The organism is Citrobacter sp. BDA59-3, assembly GCF_015167655.1.
Lineage (GTDB): Bacteria > Pseudomonadota > Gammaproteobacteria > Enterobacterales > Enterobacteriaceae > Phytobacter > Phytobacter diazotrophicus.
Genome location: NZ_CP063427.1, coordinates 730833 through 748428 on the forward strand (window position 1 = coordinate 730833; position 17596 = coordinate 748428).

At 51.6% G+C, this 17596-nt stretch carries 14 protein-coding genes; 7 read left to right on the forward strand and 7 right to left on the reverse strand.

The window, feature by feature from the left end; all coding sequences use genetic code 11:
• Nucleotides 1-51: 51 nt before the first annotated feature.
• Complete coding sequence (gene rihC, locus IP582_RS03455) at nucleotides 52-966, forward strand: ribonucleoside hydrolase RihC (protein ID WP_193795086.1); 915 nt, start codon at nucleotides 52-54, stop codon at nucleotides 964-966.
• Here the strand turns inward: rihC and IP582_RS03460 are convergent.
• Complete coding sequence (locus IP582_RS03460) at nucleotides 950-1870, reverse strand: LysR family transcriptional regulator (protein ID WP_193795087.1); 921 nt, start codon at nucleotides 1868-1870, stop codon at nucleotides 950-952. The genes rihC and IP582_RS03460 overlap by 17 nt on opposite strands.
• 92 nt (nucleotides 1871-1962) lie before the next feature.
• Here IP582_RS03460 and IP582_RS03465 point away from each other — a divergent pair, with 92 nt between their 5' ends.
• The 5 genes from IP582_RS03465 to caiF all read left to right on the forward strand — a co-directional run bounded on the left by IP582_RS03465 (nucleotide 1963) and on the right by caiF (nucleotide 9198).
• Nucleotides 1963-2589 (forward strand): alanyl-tRNA editing protein, encoded by a 627-nt coding sequence (locus IP582_RS03465; RefSeq protein ID WP_193795088.1) that lies wholly within the window; start codon nucleotides 1963-1965, stop codon nucleotides 2587-2589.
• Between the two features lie 270 nt (nucleotides 2590-2859).
• Nucleotides 2860-3681, forward strand: coding sequence for a 4-hydroxy-tetrahydrodipicolinate reductase (dapB, locus tag IP582_RS03470; protein ID WP_193795089.1), 822 nt, complete (start codon nucleotides 2860-2862; stop codon nucleotides 3679-3681).
• Between the two features lie 457 nt (nucleotides 3682-4138).
• Nucleotides 4139-5287: a glutamine-hydrolyzing carbamoyl-phosphate synthase small subunit gene (carA, locus tag IP582_RS03475; RefSeq protein ID WP_193795090.1), complete on the forward strand. Its 1149-nt coding sequence runs from the start codon at nucleotides 4139-4141 to the stop codon at nucleotides 5285-5287.
• A gap of 19 nt (nucleotides 5288-5306) precedes the next feature.
• Nucleotides 5307-8531 (forward strand): carbamoyl-phosphate synthase large subunit, encoded by a 3225-nt coding sequence (carB, locus tag IP582_RS03480; protein ID WP_039078308.1) that lies wholly within the window; start codon nucleotides 5307-5309, stop codon nucleotides 8529-8531.
• A gap of 271 nt (nucleotides 8532-8802) precedes the next feature.
• The gene (caiF, locus tag IP582_RS03485) at nucleotides 8803-9198 is read left to right on the forward strand and encodes a carnitine metabolism transcriptional regulator CaiF (RefSeq protein ID WP_193795091.1); all 396 of its coding nucleotides are present in this window, start codon (nucleotides 8803-8805) and stop codon (nucleotides 9196-9198) included.
• Between the two features lie 41 nt (nucleotides 9199-9239).
• Here the strand turns inward: caiF and caiE are convergent, their stop codons facing one another.
• The 6 genes from caiE to caiT all read right to left on the reverse strand — a co-directional run bounded on the left by caiE (nucleotide 9240) and on the right by caiT (nucleotide 16339).
• Complete coding sequence (gene caiE / locus IP582_RS03490) at nucleotides 9240-9836, reverse strand: carnitine operon protein CaiE (protein ID WP_193795092.1); 597 nt, start codon at nucleotides 9834-9836, stop codon at nucleotides 9240-9242.
• Nucleotides 9837-9842: 6 nt separating this feature from the next.
• Nucleotides 9843-10628 (reverse strand): crotonobetainyl-CoA hydratase, encoded by a 786-nt coding sequence (gene caiD, locus IP582_RS03495; protein ID WP_039078311.1) that lies wholly within the window; start codon nucleotides 10626-10628, stop codon nucleotides 9843-9845.
• A 110-nt stretch (nucleotides 10629-10738) separates the two neighbouring features.
• Complete coding sequence (gene caiC / locus IP582_RS03500; RefSeq protein WP_193795093.1) at nucleotides 10739-12295, reverse strand: crotonobetaine/carnitine-CoA ligase; 1557 nt, start codon at nucleotides 12293-12295, stop codon at nucleotides 10739-10741.
• Nucleotides 12296-12367: 72 nt separating this feature from the next.
• Nucleotides 12368-13588 carry an L-carnitine CoA-transferase gene (gene caiB, locus IP582_RS03505; protein ID WP_193795094.1) on the reverse strand — a complete coding sequence of 407 codons (1221 nt, stop codon included), beginning with the start codon at nucleotides 13586-13588 and terminating at the stop codon, nucleotides 12368-12370.
• A 60-nt stretch (nucleotides 13589-13648) separates the two neighbouring features.
• Nucleotides 13649-14791, reverse strand: a complete 1143-nt coding sequence (gene caiA / locus IP582_RS03510) for a crotonobetainyl-CoA dehydrogenase (protein ID WP_079497282.1) — start codon at nucleotides 14789-14791, stop codon at nucleotides 13649-13651.
• A 30-nt stretch (nucleotides 14792-14821) separates the two neighbouring features.
• The gene (gene caiT / locus IP582_RS03515) at nucleotides 14822-16339 is read right to left on the reverse strand and encodes an L-carnitine/gamma-butyrobetaine antiporter (RefSeq protein WP_039078315.1); all 1518 of its coding nucleotides are present in this window, start codon (nucleotides 16337-16339) and stop codon (nucleotides 14822-14824) included.
• A 479-nt stretch (nucleotides 16340-16818) separates the two neighbouring features.
• On the opposite strand from caiT, the gene IP582_RS03520 reads away from it, so the two are divergent.
• A complete protein-coding gene (locus tag IP582_RS03520; RefSeq protein ID WP_193795095.1) occupies nucleotides 16819-17592 on the forward strand; it encodes an electron transfer flavoprotein FixA in 774 nt (257 codons plus the stop codon).
• Nucleotides 17593-17596: the final 4 nt, after the last annotated feature.

A 17596-nucleotide genomic window follows, 5' to 3' on the forward strand; every position in this document is an offset into this window, starting at 1 on the left:
GTTTATGAGAAGATGCCAGGCCTGACGCCTGGCATTTTTTATGGAGGATGTATGCGCCTGCCGATTATTCTCGACACCGATCCTGGTATTGACGACGCGGCTGCCATTGCCGCTGCGCTTTTTGCTCCTGAGCTTGATCTCAAACTGATGACCACGGTCGCAGGTAATGTCTCGCTGGAGAAAACCACCCGTAACGCCCTGCAATTGCTTCACTTCTGGAATGCCAATATCCCGGTTGCGAAAGGTGCGGCGACGCCGTTGCTGCGCCCGTTGCGCGATGCGGCAAGTGTCCACGGTGAATCTGGCATGGAAGGCTATAACTTTGTTGAACATCAGCGCCAGCCGCTGGCAAAGCCAGCGTTTCAGGCGATCCGCGATGTGCTCATGGCCTCACCGGAGCCGGTTACACTGGTAGCGATTGGCCCGTTGACCAACATCGCCCTGCTGTTATCCCACTACCCGGAATGTCAGTTCAACATTCGTCGTCTGGTGATAATGGGTGGCTCTGCCGGACGCGGTAACTTCACGCCGAACGCCGAATTTAATATCGCCATCGACCCGGAGGCGGCCGCGCATGTCTTTGAAAGCGGGCTGGAGATTGTGATGTGCGGTCTGGATGTGACTAACCATGCAACGCTTACCCCGGATTATCTGTCCATGCTGCCATCGGGAAATCAAACCGGGAAAATGCTACATGCCCTGTTTAGCTACTACCGCAGCGGCAGTATGGCGACCGGGCTACGGATGCACGATCTCTGCGCGATTGCCTGGTTGGTGCGCCCGGACATTTTTACCCTGAAATCCTGCTTTGTGGCGGTGGAAACCCAGGGCACGTACACGGCGGGCACGACTGTGGTGGACATTGAAGGCCGTCTGGGTAAACCCGCGAATGCGCAGGTGGCCCTGGGCATTGATATCGATGCATTCCGCGCCTGGGTTGCAGACGTACTCAGTAAGGCGCCGTAAGCGAGACCTGCGGCATCTTTTCACTTAAATAATCAATCATTGCCCGCATTCTGGCGGGCATATGCTTTCCTGAAGACCACAGTAGCCAGAGCTGCCCGGAGTAGTCGCTAATAAATTCCCAGTCTGGCAGCACCTGAACTATCTCGCCTCGCGCCAGTGCTGTACTTGCGGTAAACAGCGGCAGGCTGCCTATCCCCAGATGGTTCAGCACCGCATCAAGACGCACGCCGGTGTGGTTAGCGGCATAGCGTCCGTGGGTCTGAATGGTTTCGCTTTTGCCACGCTTACGAAATTTCCAGCGTGAGTCTGCTGGCGTTTCGCCAAGACTGATGCAGCTATGCTGGCGTAAATCTTCCGGCTGCTCGGGTGTGCCGTGCTGGCGAAGATATTCCGGCGTGGCGCAAATCAGATGCTTAATCGGTATTAACGGCTTACCGTGCAGGCCGGGAGAAGGCGAGTCGGTAATGCGCAGCGCCAGGTCGACGCCGTCATCAATTAAATCCATATACCGATCTTCCAGACGCAGCCGTACATCAACCTGCGGATAACGGACCAGAAATTCGCGCATGAGGGGGTGGATAACAAATCGTCCAACGGCTTTGGGCACGCTGATAGTCAGGGTGCCTTGCGCAATATCCTGCACGCTGCTGCCAGCATTCATTGCCTGTCTGGCGGCGTCGAGCATCATTTGCGCATGTTCGTACACACTACGCCCGGACTCACTCAGCCGCAGTTTGCGCGTTGTGCGGTGCAGTAATTTATTACCCAGCGCCTGCTCAAGGCGTGAAACGCAGCGGCTCATTGCCGATGGTGTCGCGCCGGAAACCCGTGCGGCGGCAGAGAAGCTGCCCTGATCGACAATCAGAACAAAGGTCGCGAGATCGGGAAGTAGAGTGGTATTCATTTGTGTCTGCCAGGCAAAAGTGTGTTGAGGGCGCAACGGATTATAAAAGTCAGTGAAGATAATATACTGGTCATGTAATCAGGAGGAAGAAGATGACAACACGAAATTACTATACCTGTGATGAGACACAGGGCCAGGCCAACGTTGTGCAATGTATTCCCGATGGGGAGGGCGGTTATGTGATTGAGCTGGATGCCACGCTCTTTCACCCACAGGGAGGCGGTCAGCCTTCTGATGGCGGAACCATCGATGGCGTGCCCGTACAACGCGTTTTCGCCGACGGTGAGACGGTATGGCACCGCACCGCCACGCCGGTCGCGCCAGGCCCGGTCACGCTCAGTGTCGACGGTGAATTACGTCATCTTCATGCACGCTGGCATTCGGCCGGTCATCTGATTGGTTGTGCAGGTGAAACATTCGGCTGGCAGCCTGTAAAAGCCCATCACTGGCCAGGTGAGGGGCGCATTACTTTTAGTGGTAACGGGACTCTCACTGCGGAGATGTTAACGGCAAAAATCAGTGCGTGGATGGAGGAAAATCTGCCGCGACACATCGGCTTTTCCGAAGGAAAACGTCATGTTCGCTTCGGCGAATTGCCCGCCTATGGTTGCGGTGGTACCCATGTCAGCGCACTGCGTGAAATCGGGCATATCACACTTACCAATGTCAAAATGAAAAAAGGTCAGCTCGTGGTCAGCTATACAGTGGACGAACGCTGACCGTTCGCTGACGCGCGGTGCGTTGTCATGCAGCAAAAGACGAGGTGGTAACGCATCGCTGTAGTGGAAAATCTTCTTAGCATACCGATGATCAGTGTCTTCTGTGGGTTTTGCTATTCAATTCGCAACATGCGAACACATGTCTTTTACTGATATTTCCCGCTGTTTATCATTTAATTCTAATTATCGGTGTTTTCGGCTGGTAGCCCCGACGCGGGCTGGTTAATCTGAGAACGATTTTCAGCATTTCATTAACAAAAGAGTACAACTATGCATGATGCACAAATCCGCGTAGCCATCGCGGGGGCCGGCGGGCGTATGGGCCGCCAGTTAATTCAGGCAACCCAGCAGATGGATGGCGTCGCGCTTGGCGCAGCGCTGGAGCGCGAAGGTTCTTCCCTGCTGGGCAGCGATGCAGGAGAGCTCGCTGGCGTGGGTACAACAGGCATTACCGTGAGCAGCGATCTGCAGGCGGTAAAGGACGATTTTGATGTACTGATCGATTTCACCCGTCCGGAGGGAACCCTTGCTCATCTGGCGTTTTGTCGCCAGCACCGCAAAGGGATGATTATCGGTACCACCGGTTTTGATGATGCAGGCAAAGCGGCAATTCGCGAGGCATCGCAAGAGATTGCTATTGTTTTTGCGGCGAATTTCAGCGTTGGCGTGAACGTAATGCTTAAGCTGCTGGAAAAAGCGGCGAAGGTGATGGGGGATTACACCGATATAGAAATCATCGAAGCACATCACCGCTATAAAGTAGATGCGCCGTCAGGAACCGCCCTGGCTATGGGAGAGTCTATTGCCCAGGCATTGAATAAAGATTTAAAAGATTGTGCGGTTTATGCACGTGAAGGCCATACCGGCGAGCGTGTACCGGGCACAATTGGCTTTGCTACCGTTCGCGCGGGCGACATTGTCGGCGAACATACAGCGATGTTCGCTGATATCGGTGAACGCATTGAAATTAGCCATAAAGCGTCAAGTCGAATGACGTTTGCCAATGGCGCTGTTCGCTCTGCTTTATGGCTAAAAAACAAAGAAGCCGGCCTTTTTGACATGCGAGATGTGCTGGATCTGAACAATTTGTAAAATTTATTACCCATCGTGATGTGGTTGTTGCAGTCGTAATGCATTGATTGCATAGGGCAATATTTTATTGCCCTTTTATTTTTCCCAATTTTATGTGGTTTCCTCTTTTAAACCCCTGTTAATGCCTATCTTCTGCCTCATTATGGTTGCTGAAATGTAAATTTTGACCGTTTGGTCCACTTTCTACTAGAGCTGAGCCCGTTTAACCAGTTTTATGGCGACGCAAGCGTTTTCCTTCCTCCGGTAATGTGATCTTTTTGCCCTCTAAATCGTGCTATTCTTTTCTGGGGCGCAAAAAGACATGAAAAAGATGCGCTATGAGTTGACTTTTACCCTTCATGTCTCCAGAATGCCGCCGTTTGCAAAAAATTCGCGGTTACGCAAATTTGCATTGATTCGGGGCTTATAATTGAATTAATATGCAAATAAAGTGAGTGAATATTCTCTGGAGGGTGTTTTGATTAAGTCAGCGCTATTGGTTCTGGAAGACGGAACCCAGTTTTACGGTCGGGCCATAGGGGCAACAGGTTCGGCGGTTGGGGAAGTCGTTTTCAATACTTCAATGACCGGTTATCAAGAAATCCTCACTGATCCTTCCTACTCCCGCCAAATCGTCACCCTTACTTATCCCCATATTGGTAATGTCGGCACCAATGCCGCCGATGAAGAATCCTCTCAGGTACATGCGCAAGGCCTGGTCATTCGCGACCTGCCGCTGATTGCCAGCAACTATCGTAATACCGAAGACCTCTCTTCATACCTGAAACGCCATAACATCGTGGCGATTGCCGATATCGATACCCGTAAGTTGACGCGTCTGCTGCGTGAAAAAGGCGCACAGAATGGCTGCATCATCGCCGGGGACAATCTGGATGCCGCTCTGGCGCTGGAGAAAGCAAAAAGCTTCCCGGGGCTGAACGGGATGGATTTGGCGAAAGAAGTGACGACTGCCGAGCCATATAGCTGGACGCAGGGGAGCTGGACACTGAAAGGCGAACTGCCGGAAGCGAAAAGCGAAGATGAACTGCCGCTGCATGTCGTGGCGTACGACTTCGGCGCAAAACGTAACATCCTGCGCATGCTGGTGGACAGAGGCTGCCGTCTGACGGTCGTTCCGGCGAAAACGTCGGCGGAAGAGGTCCTGAAAATGAATCCGGACGGTATCTTCCTCTCTAACGGTCCTGGCGACCCGGCACCATGCGATTATGCTATCGAGGCAATCGAAAAATTCCTTGAGACCGACATTCCGGTATTCGGTATCTGTCTTGGCCACCAGTTGCTGGCGCTGGCGAGCGGCGCGAAAACCGTGAAGATGAAGTTCGGTCACCATGGCGGCAACCACCCGGTAAAAGATATCGATAACAACACCGTGATGATTACCGCACAGAACCACGGTTTTGCAGTAGATGAAGCCTCCATGCCTGCAAACCTGCGCGTCACGCATAAGTCATTGTTTGATGGCACCCTGCAGGGGATTCATCGCACGGATAAACCGGCATTCAGCTTCCAGGGCCATCCTGAGGCAAGCCCGGGCCCGCACGACGCTGCGCCGCTGTTCGACCATTTTATCGAGTTAATTGAGATTTACCGTCAGTCTGCTAAATAATCAGGAGCGAAAAAGAGCCATGCCAAAACGTACAGACATAAAAAGCATCCTGATCCTTGGCGCCGGCCCGATTGTTATCGGTCAGGCGTGTGAGTTCGACTACTCCGGTGCGCAGGCGTGTAAAGCGCTGCGTGAAGAGGGTTATCGCGTCATTCTGGTGAACTCCAATCCGGCGACGATCATGACCGACCCGGAAATGGCGGATGCAACCTATATCGAGCCGATCCACTGGGAAGTGGTACGCAAAATCATCGAAAAAGAGCGTCCGGATGCGGTACTGCCGACCATGGGCGGCCAGACTGCGCTGAACTGTGCGCTGGAACTGGAACGCCAGGGCGTACTGGCCGAGTTCGGCGTCACTATGATCGGTGCTACCGCTGACGCGATTGATAAAGCAGAAGACCGCCGCCGTTTCGACGTGGCGATGAAGAAAATCGGCCTGGAAACCGCGCGTTCCGGTATCGCGCATAACATGGAAGAGGCGCTCGCCGTTGCCGCTGACGTAGGCTATCCGTGCATCATTCGACCCAGCTTCACCATGGGCGGAACGGGCGGCGGTATCGCCTACAACCGCGAAGAGTTTGAAGAGATTTGTGAACGCGGTCTGGACCTTTCCCCGACAAAAGAGCTGCTGATTGATGAGTCGCTGATTGGCTGGAAAGAGTACGAGATGGAGGTGGTGCGTGATAAAAACGACAACTGTATCATCGTCTGCTCCATCGAAAACTTCGACGCCATGGGCATCCACACCGGTGACTCCATTACCGTTGCGCCTGCACAGACCCTGACCGATAAAGAGTATCAAATCATGCGTAACGCCTCGATGGCGGTATTGCGTGAAATCGGCGTGGAAACCGGCGGTTCTAACGTCCAGTTCTCGGTTAACCCGAAAAATGGCCGTCTGATTGTTATTGAAATGAACCCGCGCGTCTCCCGCTCCTCTGCGCTGGCCTCGAAAGCGACCGGCTTCCCGATTGCCAAAGTGGCGGCGAAACTGGCGGTCGGTTACACCCTCGACGAATTGATGAACGATATCACCGGTGGCCGTACCCCGGCGTCCTTCGAACCGTCTATCGACTACGTTGTGACCAAGATCCCGCGCTTCAACTTCGAAAAATTCGTTGGCGCCAACGACCGCCTGACCACTCAGATGAAATCGGTCGGTGAAGTGATGGCCATTGGCCGCACGCAGCAGGAATCCCTGCAAAAAGCGCTGCGCGGCCTGGAAGTCGGCGCCACCGGCTTTGACCCGAAAGTGAGCCTGGATGACCCGGAAGCGCTGACCAAAATCCGTCGCGAGCTGAAAGACGCTGGCGCTGAGCGTATCTGGTACATCGCCGATGCCTTCCGTGCAGGCCTGTCCGTTGACGGCGTTTTCAACCTGACCAATATTGACCGCTGGTTCCTGGTGCAGATTGAAGAACTGGTGCGTCTGGAAGAGAAAGTCGCCGAAGTGGGTATTAACGGCCTCGACGCGGATTTCCTGCGTATGCTCAAGCGTAAAGGCTTTGCCGATGCGCGTCTGGCTAAACTGGCAGGCGTGCGCGAAACGGAAGTGCGTAAGCTGCGCGATCAGTACAACCTGCACCCGGTCTACAAACGTGTGGACACCTGTGCGGCAGAATTCGCGACCGACACCGCTTACATGTACTCCACGTATGAAGAAGAGTGCGAAGCGAATCCGAACCAGGATCGCGATAAAATCATGGTACTGGGTGGCGGCCCGAACCGTATCGGTCAGGGGATTGAATTTGACTACTGCTGCGTACACGCCTCGCTGGCGCTGCGCGAAGACGGCTACGAGACCATCATGGTCAACTGTAACCCGGAAACCGTCTCCACCGACTATGACACCTCCGACCGTCTCTACTTCGAGCCGGTAACGCTGGAAGATGTGCTGGAAATCGTGCGTATCGAGAAGCCGAAAGGCGTTATCGTGCAGTACGGCGGCCAGACTCCGCTGAAACTGGCGCGCGCGCTGGAAGCGGCGGGGGTACCGGTTATCGGTACCAGCCCGGATGCCATTGACCGTGCCGAAGACCGTGAACGTTTCCAGCAGGCGGTTGACCGTCTGAAACTGAAACAACCGGCGAACGCCACTGTCACCGCCATTGAGCAAGCGGTTGAGAAGGCGAAAGAGATTGGTTACCCGCTGGTGGTGCGTCCGTCTTATGTACTGGGCGGCCGTGCGATGGAAATCGTCTACGACGAAGCCGACTTGCGTCGTTACTTCCAGACCGCAGTGAGTGTGTCCAACGATGCGCCAGTCCTGCTGGATCGCTTCCTGGACGATGCGGTAGAAGTGGATGTTGACGCTATCTGTGACGGCGAAATGGTGCTGATTGGCGGCATCATGGAGCATATCGAGCAGGCCGGCGTGCACTCCGGCGACTCCGCCTGTTCCCTGCCAGCCTACACGCTGAGCCAGGACATTCAGGACGTGATGCGCCAGCAGGTGCAGAAACTGGCCTTCGAACTGCAGGTTCGCGGTCTGATGAACGTCCAGTTTGCGGTAAAAGATAACGAAGTGTATCTGATTGAGGTGAACCCGCGTGCGGCGCGTACCGTACCGTTTGTCTCCAAAGCCACCGGCGTACCGCTGGCGAAAGTGGCGGCGCGTGTGATGGTCGGTCAGACGCTGGCACAGCAGGGCGTCACCAAAGAAATTATCCCGCCGTACTACTCAGTGAAAGAAGTGGTGCTGCCATTCAATAAATTCCCGGGCGTTGACCCGCTATTAGGGCCAGAAATGCGCTCTACCGGGGAAGTGATGGGTGTGGGCCGTACCTTCGCCGAAGCGTTTGCTAAAGCGCAGCTGGGTAGCAACTCCACGATGAAGAAACAGGGTCGTGCGCTGCTTTCTGTACGTGAAGGGGATAAAGAGCGTGTGGTTGACCTGGCAGCGAAGCTGCTCAAGTTCGGTTTCGAGCTCGATGCCACTCACGGTACGGCGATTGTCCTGGGTGAAGCCGGTATTAACCCGCGTCTGGTGAACAAGGTGCATGAAGGTCGTCCGCACATTCAGGACCGTATTAAGAATGGCGAATACACCTACATCATCAACACCACCGCAGGCCGTCGGGCGATAGAAGACTCCAGGGTCATTCGCCGCAGCGCGCTGCAGTACAAAGTGCATTACGACACCACGCTGAATGGTGGTTTTGCTACCGCGATGGCGCTGAATGCCGATGCCACCGAGAAGGTGACCTCCGTTCAGGAAATGCACGCGCAGATTAAAGCGTAACTTGTTGCGCAGATCAGCGCACAGTATTACCGATTAAATAAACGGTTCCTGTTCAGGAACCGTTTTTTTTATACATACCATTCGTGCTGAACATGCAAATCATTGTTACGCATTTTTCTAATGCTACTAGCACGATTTTGCTCACACTAATGAGCCTCAAACCTGCATACTATTTCTTATTGACCGTAAATTTAATGTGGTTAATGGATTTACCGATATTCTGGCAAACCTGACCATAACAAGATCTTTAATTTGTAAAAATGGTGTGCTTATGAGTAAAGAATATGTTGAAAAACCCCTTTATTTGTTAATTGCCGATTGGATAATGGCGGAAAACCGTTGGGTGAGCGCTAAAGAAATTGCCAGGCATTTTGACATGGACCACTGTAAAGCGATCAATACGGTTTCTTATATTCTTTCTGAGGTAGAAGAAATTACCTGTGAGACAAGGACAATTCCAAACCAACTGCAAGGTAGAGGATGTCAATGTCAGCGTCTGGTGCGTGTAAAAAATATTGACGATCAAATCTATACCAGGCTGAAAAATAATGCGCAGGAAAAAATTCTCAGTACTACGAAAACATCCCATATGCCTGTAGTCCTGCCAGCAGGACTTAAGACGGAACAGAAATGGCAAATGATGTTGTCAAAAAGTTTGCGTCGTTAATGAGCGAATATCGAATGGCGCGAGTGCGCCATTCGATAAAGTCATTGCGCTGATTTCGGCTTAACCCCCGTTGTACCTTTAAGCCGCGGTCGGTTTTTTTCTGGCTGGCGCAGCGGTTGCGTTTCATATAATGATGAGCGACAGCGGATAGTCAGATCCTGATACTCCCGGGTATTAAGTTGCTTCCAGTGCAACTCTTCTTCAGTTACATCACGGATGAAACGGGCTGGCGATCCTAGCAATAACTGTCTTGCTGCCCCGATAAATCCGGCTTTCACAAAGCTCATGGCGGCAACAATGCTCTCTTCGCCAATGACCGCGCCGTCCATAATCACGCTGTTCATACCGACCAGCGCATCCCGGCCAATCACGCAGCCATGTAAAATCGCACCGTGTCCGATATGTCCGTTCTCACCTACGACGGTGTCGGTATCGCAGTAACCGTGCATAATGCAGCCATCCTGTAAATTCGAACCTGGTTCCAGAATCAGGCGGCCATAGTCACCGCGAAGCGAAGCGTGAGGGCCGACATAGACACCAGCCCCAACAACGACGTCGCCAATCAATACCGCGCTCGGATGGATATACGCCTCTGGATGGACGACCGGGATCAAGCCTTCAAAGGCGTAATAGCTCATGAGTTATTAACGTCCTTTCCATACCGGTGAGCGTTTTTCGGCAAAGGCCTGCGGCCCTTCAATCGCATCTTCGGAATGCAGGACTGCCGGATAGTGTTTCAGCGCACCGCTACGGAGATAACGATAGCCTTCTTCTACCGGCATTTCTCTGGTTGTTCTGGTTATCTCTTTTAATGCGGCAATAGCCAGTGGTGCGCTTTGAAGCAGTTGCTGTGCCAGTTCGCGCGCCTTCTCCATTAATGCTTCCTGACTGACAACATAATTAGCGATACCCCAGCGTAGTGCTTCTTCGGCATTCATGCGCCGCCCGGTCATCACCATTTCATTGACGATAGCGGGCGGTAAGCGTTTAGGCAGACGTAAAACCCCACCGCTGTCCGGCACGATGCCGAGTTTGGCTTCAGGTAAGGCAAAGCTGGCATTTTCAGCGCAGATAATGAAATCTGCTGCCAACGCCAGTTCAAAACCACCGCCAAAGGCATAGCCGTTTACTGCGGCAATGACCGGTTTATCGAGATCAAAAAGTTCGGTCAATCCCGCAAACCCGCCAGGCCCAAAATCTGCATCCGGAGCTTCACCTTCTGCTGCTGCTTTTAAATCCCAGCCCGCGGAAAAGAATTTCTGACCGGCACCGGTAATAATTGCCACGCGTAATTCAGGATCATCGCGGAAATTCAGGAATACTTCGCCCATGGCAAAACTGGTTTTTGCATCAATGGCATTGGCAACGGGGCGATCGAGAATAATTTCCAGAATATGCCCATGGCGGTTCAGATGTAATGATTCACTCATATTTTGCTCCTTTTAAATATGCGTATGCTTTGCAGAGGCATACCGCCTCTGCAAGATATGAAGTATTCACGTTATTTCTATTTCGGCGAACATAAATTCAGCCAAATACGTTATGTTAGATTTTTCTTGATGACTTTCCCTGAACAGTTGCGTGGCAGATCGCTCCTGAATTCAACTAGCGTCGGTACTTTAAATTTCGCCATATTACTGGCGCAAAAAGAAAAAAACTCATCAGCACTTAATGTTTCGCCTTCATGAAGAACAATAAAGGCTTTTATAGCTTCATCCCTGATAGTGTCTTTAACGCCGATAACCACCGTATCCTGAATTTTTGGATGGGTCGAAATGATATTCTCCAGTTCTACACAGGAGACATTCTCGCCACCGCGCTTAATCATATTGCAACGCCTGTCGACAAAATAAAAAAAGCCTTCTTCATCGTAGTAACCCGAATCACCGGTATGTAACCAACCGCTTGCATCCAGCGCCATGGCGGTTGCGTCCGGCTGTTCGTAATACTCTTTAAAAAGCGTTTTCCCCGGCATACCTTTAATGCATATTTCACCGATTTCATGGGGAGGAAGGGGTTGATTTTGATCGTTACGAATTTCCGCTTCGTAGCAAAACCCCGCGCGGCCAATTGACGGCCAGCGCCGTTTATCACCGGGTCTGTCACCAATAATGCCGACAATCGTTTCCGTCATGCCATACGATGTCAGCAACCTGACACCGAAACGTTCAACAAAAGCGTCTTTTTCCTGCACGGAAAGATTGAGGTAGAAAAGCACTTCACGAAGGCAATGCTGATTATCCGCAGGCATTGGCGGTTGCACCATCAGGGTTCTAATCATCATGGGAATGCATTCGGTAACCGTGGCACGGTATTTTCGCACCTGGCTCCAGAACGCACGTGCACTGTATTTCTCAAGCAGCACAAAGGTGGCACCGCTGGAAAAGGCGGCCATTGCCGCCGTACACTGACAATCGATATGAAAAGCGGGCATAGCGGTCAGATAAATATCGTCATCGCGTAATGCACACTGCCAGGCGGAGTAGTAACCCGCAAAGCGTAAGTTATATTGAGTAATGACCACGCCTTTTGGTCGTGAGGTCGTGCCCGAGGTGAAAAGAATTTCTGCGGTATCGTCGGTGCTTAACGTCGGCGTAGAGTTCAGGGTAGTGGGTTGGGCGCGCTTAAGTTGATAAAAATCACTCACCGCGGTATCTGAGACACAGAACTGTCGGTCGATAAGGCAGATATGATTGAGCTGCGTTTCACCTTCCTGCAGAATCTGACGGTAAAGGGGATAGAAGTTTTCAGTGGTTACCAACAAACGAGCCCGGCAGTTTTGCAGGATCCACAGACTTTCATCATGCAATAGTCTGGCATTAATCGGCACCATGATGGCACCGATTTTTGCCAGCCCAAACCAGCAAAAGAAAAACTCAGGGCAGTTATCCAGATGCAGCGCGACTTTATCGCCTTTTTGGATCCCCAGCCCGTTGAACAGGTTTGCTGTGCGATTGATTTCCTCATTGAGGAAGGTATAGCTGAATTGCTGCACTTCACCTTCACATGACTCAAAAATCAGCGCCGTTTTATCGCCATAGACCTCTGCCAGGTCGTCCCACATCTGACGTAAGTTTTGATCGCCAATAACATCCATCGCACTTTTATCCACTGAAATTAGGTATAAGCGCTAACAGGATGGCTACACGATCCCGTTAGCGCTATGTATTTAATCCTCAACCCTGGCCAGCCCCTTGCTTACCAGTTCCTTAATATCTGCTTCGCTGTAACCGATGTTCTGCAAGATGGCGGAGGTATCCATGCCGTGTGACGGCATGCCGCGCCAGATTTTCCCAGGGTTATTTTTGAATTTCGGCATAATGTTTGGCCCCTTGCAGGTACGGCCATCCATGGTTTGCCATTGGGTGATTGATTCGCGGGCAATGTACTGCGGGTTACCCTCCAGTTCTGGAATGGTCAGTACTTTTGCACAGGCAATATTCAGCTCGGCGAAGCGCGCTTGTACTTCGGCAATGGTATGCGTTAGCAGCCATGCATCCAGTTTCTCTTCCACCAGTGGGCCGTACGGGCACTCGACGCGGTGAATGAGTTGTGTACCTTCCGGAACTTCTGGCGTGCCGAGAATATGCGCCAGCCCGATATCGTTAAAACACTCGGTAATTTGCGTGATACCGACCAGTTCCATCACGATGTAGCCATCCGAGCATTTATACAGACCACAGCCAGCGTAATAGGGGTCTTTGCCTTTGGTCATACGCGGACAGATTTCGCCGCCATTGAAATAATCCATCATGAAGTACTGGCCCATGCGCAGCATCACTTCATACATCGCAATATCAATGCTTTCCCCTTTGCCTGTTTCACGTACTTTATGTAGCGCCGCGAGTGCTGCGGTTGTCGCCGTCAGGCCGGAAAAATAGTCTGCCGTGTAGGGAAAAGCGGGCATCGGCTGGTCAACGTCGCCATTTTGAATCAGGTAACCACTGAAGGCTTGCGCAATGGTGTTATAAGCAGGAAGGTTGGTGTACTCCTCTGTCCCAAACTGCCCAAAACCAGACAGGTGGGCGATGACCAGCTTCGGATTGTGTTCCCATAACACTTCATCGGTAATTCCCCGGCGAGCAAATGCCGGACCTTTACTGGCCTCGATAAAAATGTCGGTGGTTTCCATTAACTTAAGGAACGCTTCCCGGCCTTCATCTTTGAAGATATTCAGCGATAGCGCGTGCAGATTGCGGCGTGAGAGTTGCGGATAATTGGGCTGGACACGAATTGTGTCGGCCCAGGCGACATTTTCAATCCAGATAACTTCTGCGCCCCACTCGGCAAACATTTGTCCGGCGAAGGGCCCGGCAATTTCGATACCGGAGAAAACGACCCGCACACCCGCAAGTGGTCCAAACACGGGCATTGGTAAACGATGACTCATGACATACTCCTGTGTGGCATCCCTGGAACCCCATCACAGCGTGATGGGGTTATCACCCGATTAACGGTACTGTTTGAGCACTGCGCGACCCAAAGTCAGGATCTGCATTTCGTCGGAACCGCCGGACACCCGGTCAACGCGCAGATCGCGCCAGAAACGGGTAATACGGTGATTGCCTGCAATCCCAACGCCACCGAGTACTTGCATCGCACTGTCAACGACCTCAAATGCCGCATTGGCGCAGAAGTATTTGCACATGGCTGCATCGCCGGAGGTAATGGTGCCGTTATCCGCTTTCCAGGCGGCTTCCAGCAGCATGTTTTTCATGGAGTTTAATTTGATTGCCATATGGGCAAACTTCTCCTGAATGAGCTGGAAGCGACCGATCGTTTCGCCAAACTGCACTCGCTGATTGGCGTAGCGCGCCGCATCTTCAAAGGCGCACATTGCGGTACCGTAGTTCGTCAGAGCAACGAGGAAGCGTTCGTGGTCAAACTCTTCTTTAACACGGTTAAACCCATTACCCTCACGACCGAACATGTCTTTTTCATCCAGTTCAACATCGTCAAAGGTAATTTCGCAGCAGCTATCCATGCGCAGGCCGAGTTTCTCAAGCTTGTTAACTTTGATGCCAGGTTTGCTCATATCGACAAACCATTCGGTATAAATGGGTTTATCCGCAGACGCGCCGTCACGCGCCATTACCACGATATAAGGGGTGTAAGCGCTACTGGTGATGAAGCACTTACTGCCATTAAGATAAACCTTACCATTTTTGCGGGTATAAGTGGTTTTTAAACTGCCCACGTCAGACCCGGCGCCCGGTTCGGTGATCGCCGAGTTCCACATCTGTTTACCGGTACCCTGAAACGCCATGATCTTATCGATCTGTTCCTGAGTGCCTTCGCGTAACACCGTGTTGAAGCCGCCAGGAAGTTGATAGAGCACGTAGGTTGGTGCACCCAGGCGACCCAATTCCATCCATACAGCTGCCACGGTAACGAAACCGGCATCCAGACCACCGCGATCTTCCGGGAGCAGGAGGCTGTCAATGCCCATATCGGCCAGTGCTTTTACGAAACGCTCAGGATAGACGCTATCGCGATCGCATTCGGCGAAATAGGCCTCCCAATTTTCACTGGCCATTAATTCACGAATACCGGCGACGAACAGTTCCTGTTCATCATTCAAGTTAAAGTCCATCTTTTAACCTCTTGATATGGTTGATTTATCTTAGTTATCTTTCCAGTGCGCTTTGGCGTCCTTAATAAAGGACAGCGTGACCATGATATTGACGAAGAAGAGAGGGCAGCCGCCCGCGATGATCGCCGTTTGTATCGGTTTCAACCCGCCGAGAGCCAACAGCACAATACCGATGATGCCGACCAGAATGGACCAGCCGATACGTACCAGCAGAGGCGGCTCTTCACCATCGCGTATTTCACGGCAGGTCGACATGGCCAGCGTGTAAGAACACGCGTTGATGAGTGTGACGGTGGCAATAAAGCAGAGAATAAAGAATCCCCACATTGTTGCTGTACTCAGGGGTAAGGCGGCCCAGGTCTCGATAATGGCGCGTGGTACGCCATGCTCTGCGATAAGCTGCGGAATATTGAGAATATTTTTATCCATCAGCAGTAGCGTGTTACTGCCCAGCACGGTCCACAGGATCCAGGTGGAAGCCGTCAGGCCCAGCACCATTCCGAAGCACAGTTCCCGAACGGTACGGCCACGCGATATACGGGCGAGGAAAATACTCATTTGGATGGCGTAAATGACCCACCAGGCCCAGTAGAAAACGGTCCAGCCCTGCGGGAAACCGCCTTTGCCGATAGCATCGGTGTAGAACAACATACGTGGCAGATGCATCAACAGCATACCGACGGAATCGGTGAAGTAGTTCATGATGAAGCTGGCGCCGCTGACGATGAATACCCAGCCGAGCATCAGGAAGCTCAGGTAGCTACGCACGTCGCTGGCAATCTTCACTCCTTTCTGCAGGCCGCAGGCCACGCAGATTGCGTTCAGAATGATCCAGCAGGTAATGATGATCGCGTCCAGTTGCAGCGTATGGGGAATGCCGAAGAGATACTGCATACATTCGGTGACCAGCGGCGTAGCCAGACCGAGGCTGGTACCCATCGCGAAGATCAGTGCCACAAGATAGAAGTTATCGACGATGGTCCCGAATAACCCTTTCACATGTTTCTCGCCCACTAAAGGCACGAGCGTTGAGCTGGGGCGAATCACATCCATTTTGCGAACAAAGAAAAAGTAGGCGAAAGCGACGGAAAGGAAGCTATAGGTGGCCCATGGTAGCGGTCCCCAGTGGAACAAACTGTAGGCGAGGCCGAGCTCTTTGGCGCCGGTAGAGTTGGGGGCTAATGCAAACGGTGGCGTAGAGATATAGTAATAAATCTCTATCGATCCCCAGAACAACACGGCTGCGGAGGTACAGGAGGCGAACATCATGAAAATCCAGCTCGCGGTGCTGAATTCAGGTTTCTCATCGCCCAGTTTCTTTTTGGCGTAAGGGCCAAAGACCAGCCAGAACCAGCCAAAGAGCATCACGACCATATACCACTCAAATGCCCATCCCCAGACATTCGTTACATAAGTAAATACTGCATTAATAACCACATTGGCAGCATCAAGGTCTCTAACAGTTAGCCAGCAAAGTATTCCGACGATTATTAGCGGTGGGAAAAAAACTTTTGGCTCTATACCTGACTTTCTCTTGTCATTTTTCATGTTCGAATTCCAGTGTCATAATTGATTTATATTTCGTTCCCGTTTGTTATATTTATGTTCATTTTTGTGAGTGTTTATTTAATGACTCTTTAACCTCAAGGGAGCTTCGGCGAGTGCTCCATGATGGGTATTCGCTACAGCGTATTCTGTTATTCTGGTCACACTTTTTTGTCGGTTTTTATTTGGTTGGCAGTGATTAGTTATTGCTTTAAAAACAAAAGCTTGCTTGTTGTTTTTCTGTTTTTTAATCCTTGTGGTGTTCAATATTGGTGATCCCGGAAACAATATTGAAAATTTGTAAGGTGAAACCGATTTTTCAATATTGGTGAGGTCGCTAACAATATTGAAAGTCCCATTTTACAGGGTGTGACATTTTCAATATTGGTGATTAATGTTTTATCCCGTAATTAAATGGTGTGATATCTGTATTTACCATCGCCGATATGGACGACGATTCCTTCATGATTTCTGGAGAGGCAATGAAGATAATTACTTGTTACAAGTGCGTACCTGATGAACAGGATATTGCGATCAATAACGCGGATGGTTCGTTAGATATTAGTAAAGCGGATGCCAAAATTAGCCAATACGATTTGAATGCGATTGAAGCTGCCTGCCAGTTAAAACAGCAGTCCGGAGAAGCGCAAGTGATCGCCATGAGTGTTGGCGGTAAGGCGCTGACTAATGCGAAAGGACGCAAAGATGTGCTTTCGCGCGGCCCGGACGAACTGATTGTTGTGATTGATGATGCGTTTGAGAATGCGCTGCCGCAACAAACCGCAGTGGCGTTAGCGCAGGCAGCGAAAAAATCCGGTTTTGATCTGATTATTTGTGGCGACGGTTCCTCCGATCTCTATGCCCAACAGGTCAGTCTGCTGCTGGGTGAAATGCTGCACATCCCGGCAATCAACGGCGTCAGTAAAATTTTATCGCTGGTGGATAACACGCTGACCGTTGAGCGCGCTCTGGAAGACGAGATCGAAACCCTGAGCATACCGCTTCCGGCGGTCATTGCGGTCTCTACGGATATTAACTCCCCGCAAATTCCTTCCATGAAAGCCATTCTGGGCGCGGCTAAAAAACCGGTTCAGGTCTGGACGACAGCAGATATTGGTTTTACCCACGGGGAAGCGAACTCCGTGCAACAGATTGCTGCGCCGGGACAACGTGAGCGCCAGCGCATCGTTATTGAAGGTGATGGCGAAGAACAAATCGCCGTATTTGCTGACCATCTGCGCAAGATCATCAATTAAAAGG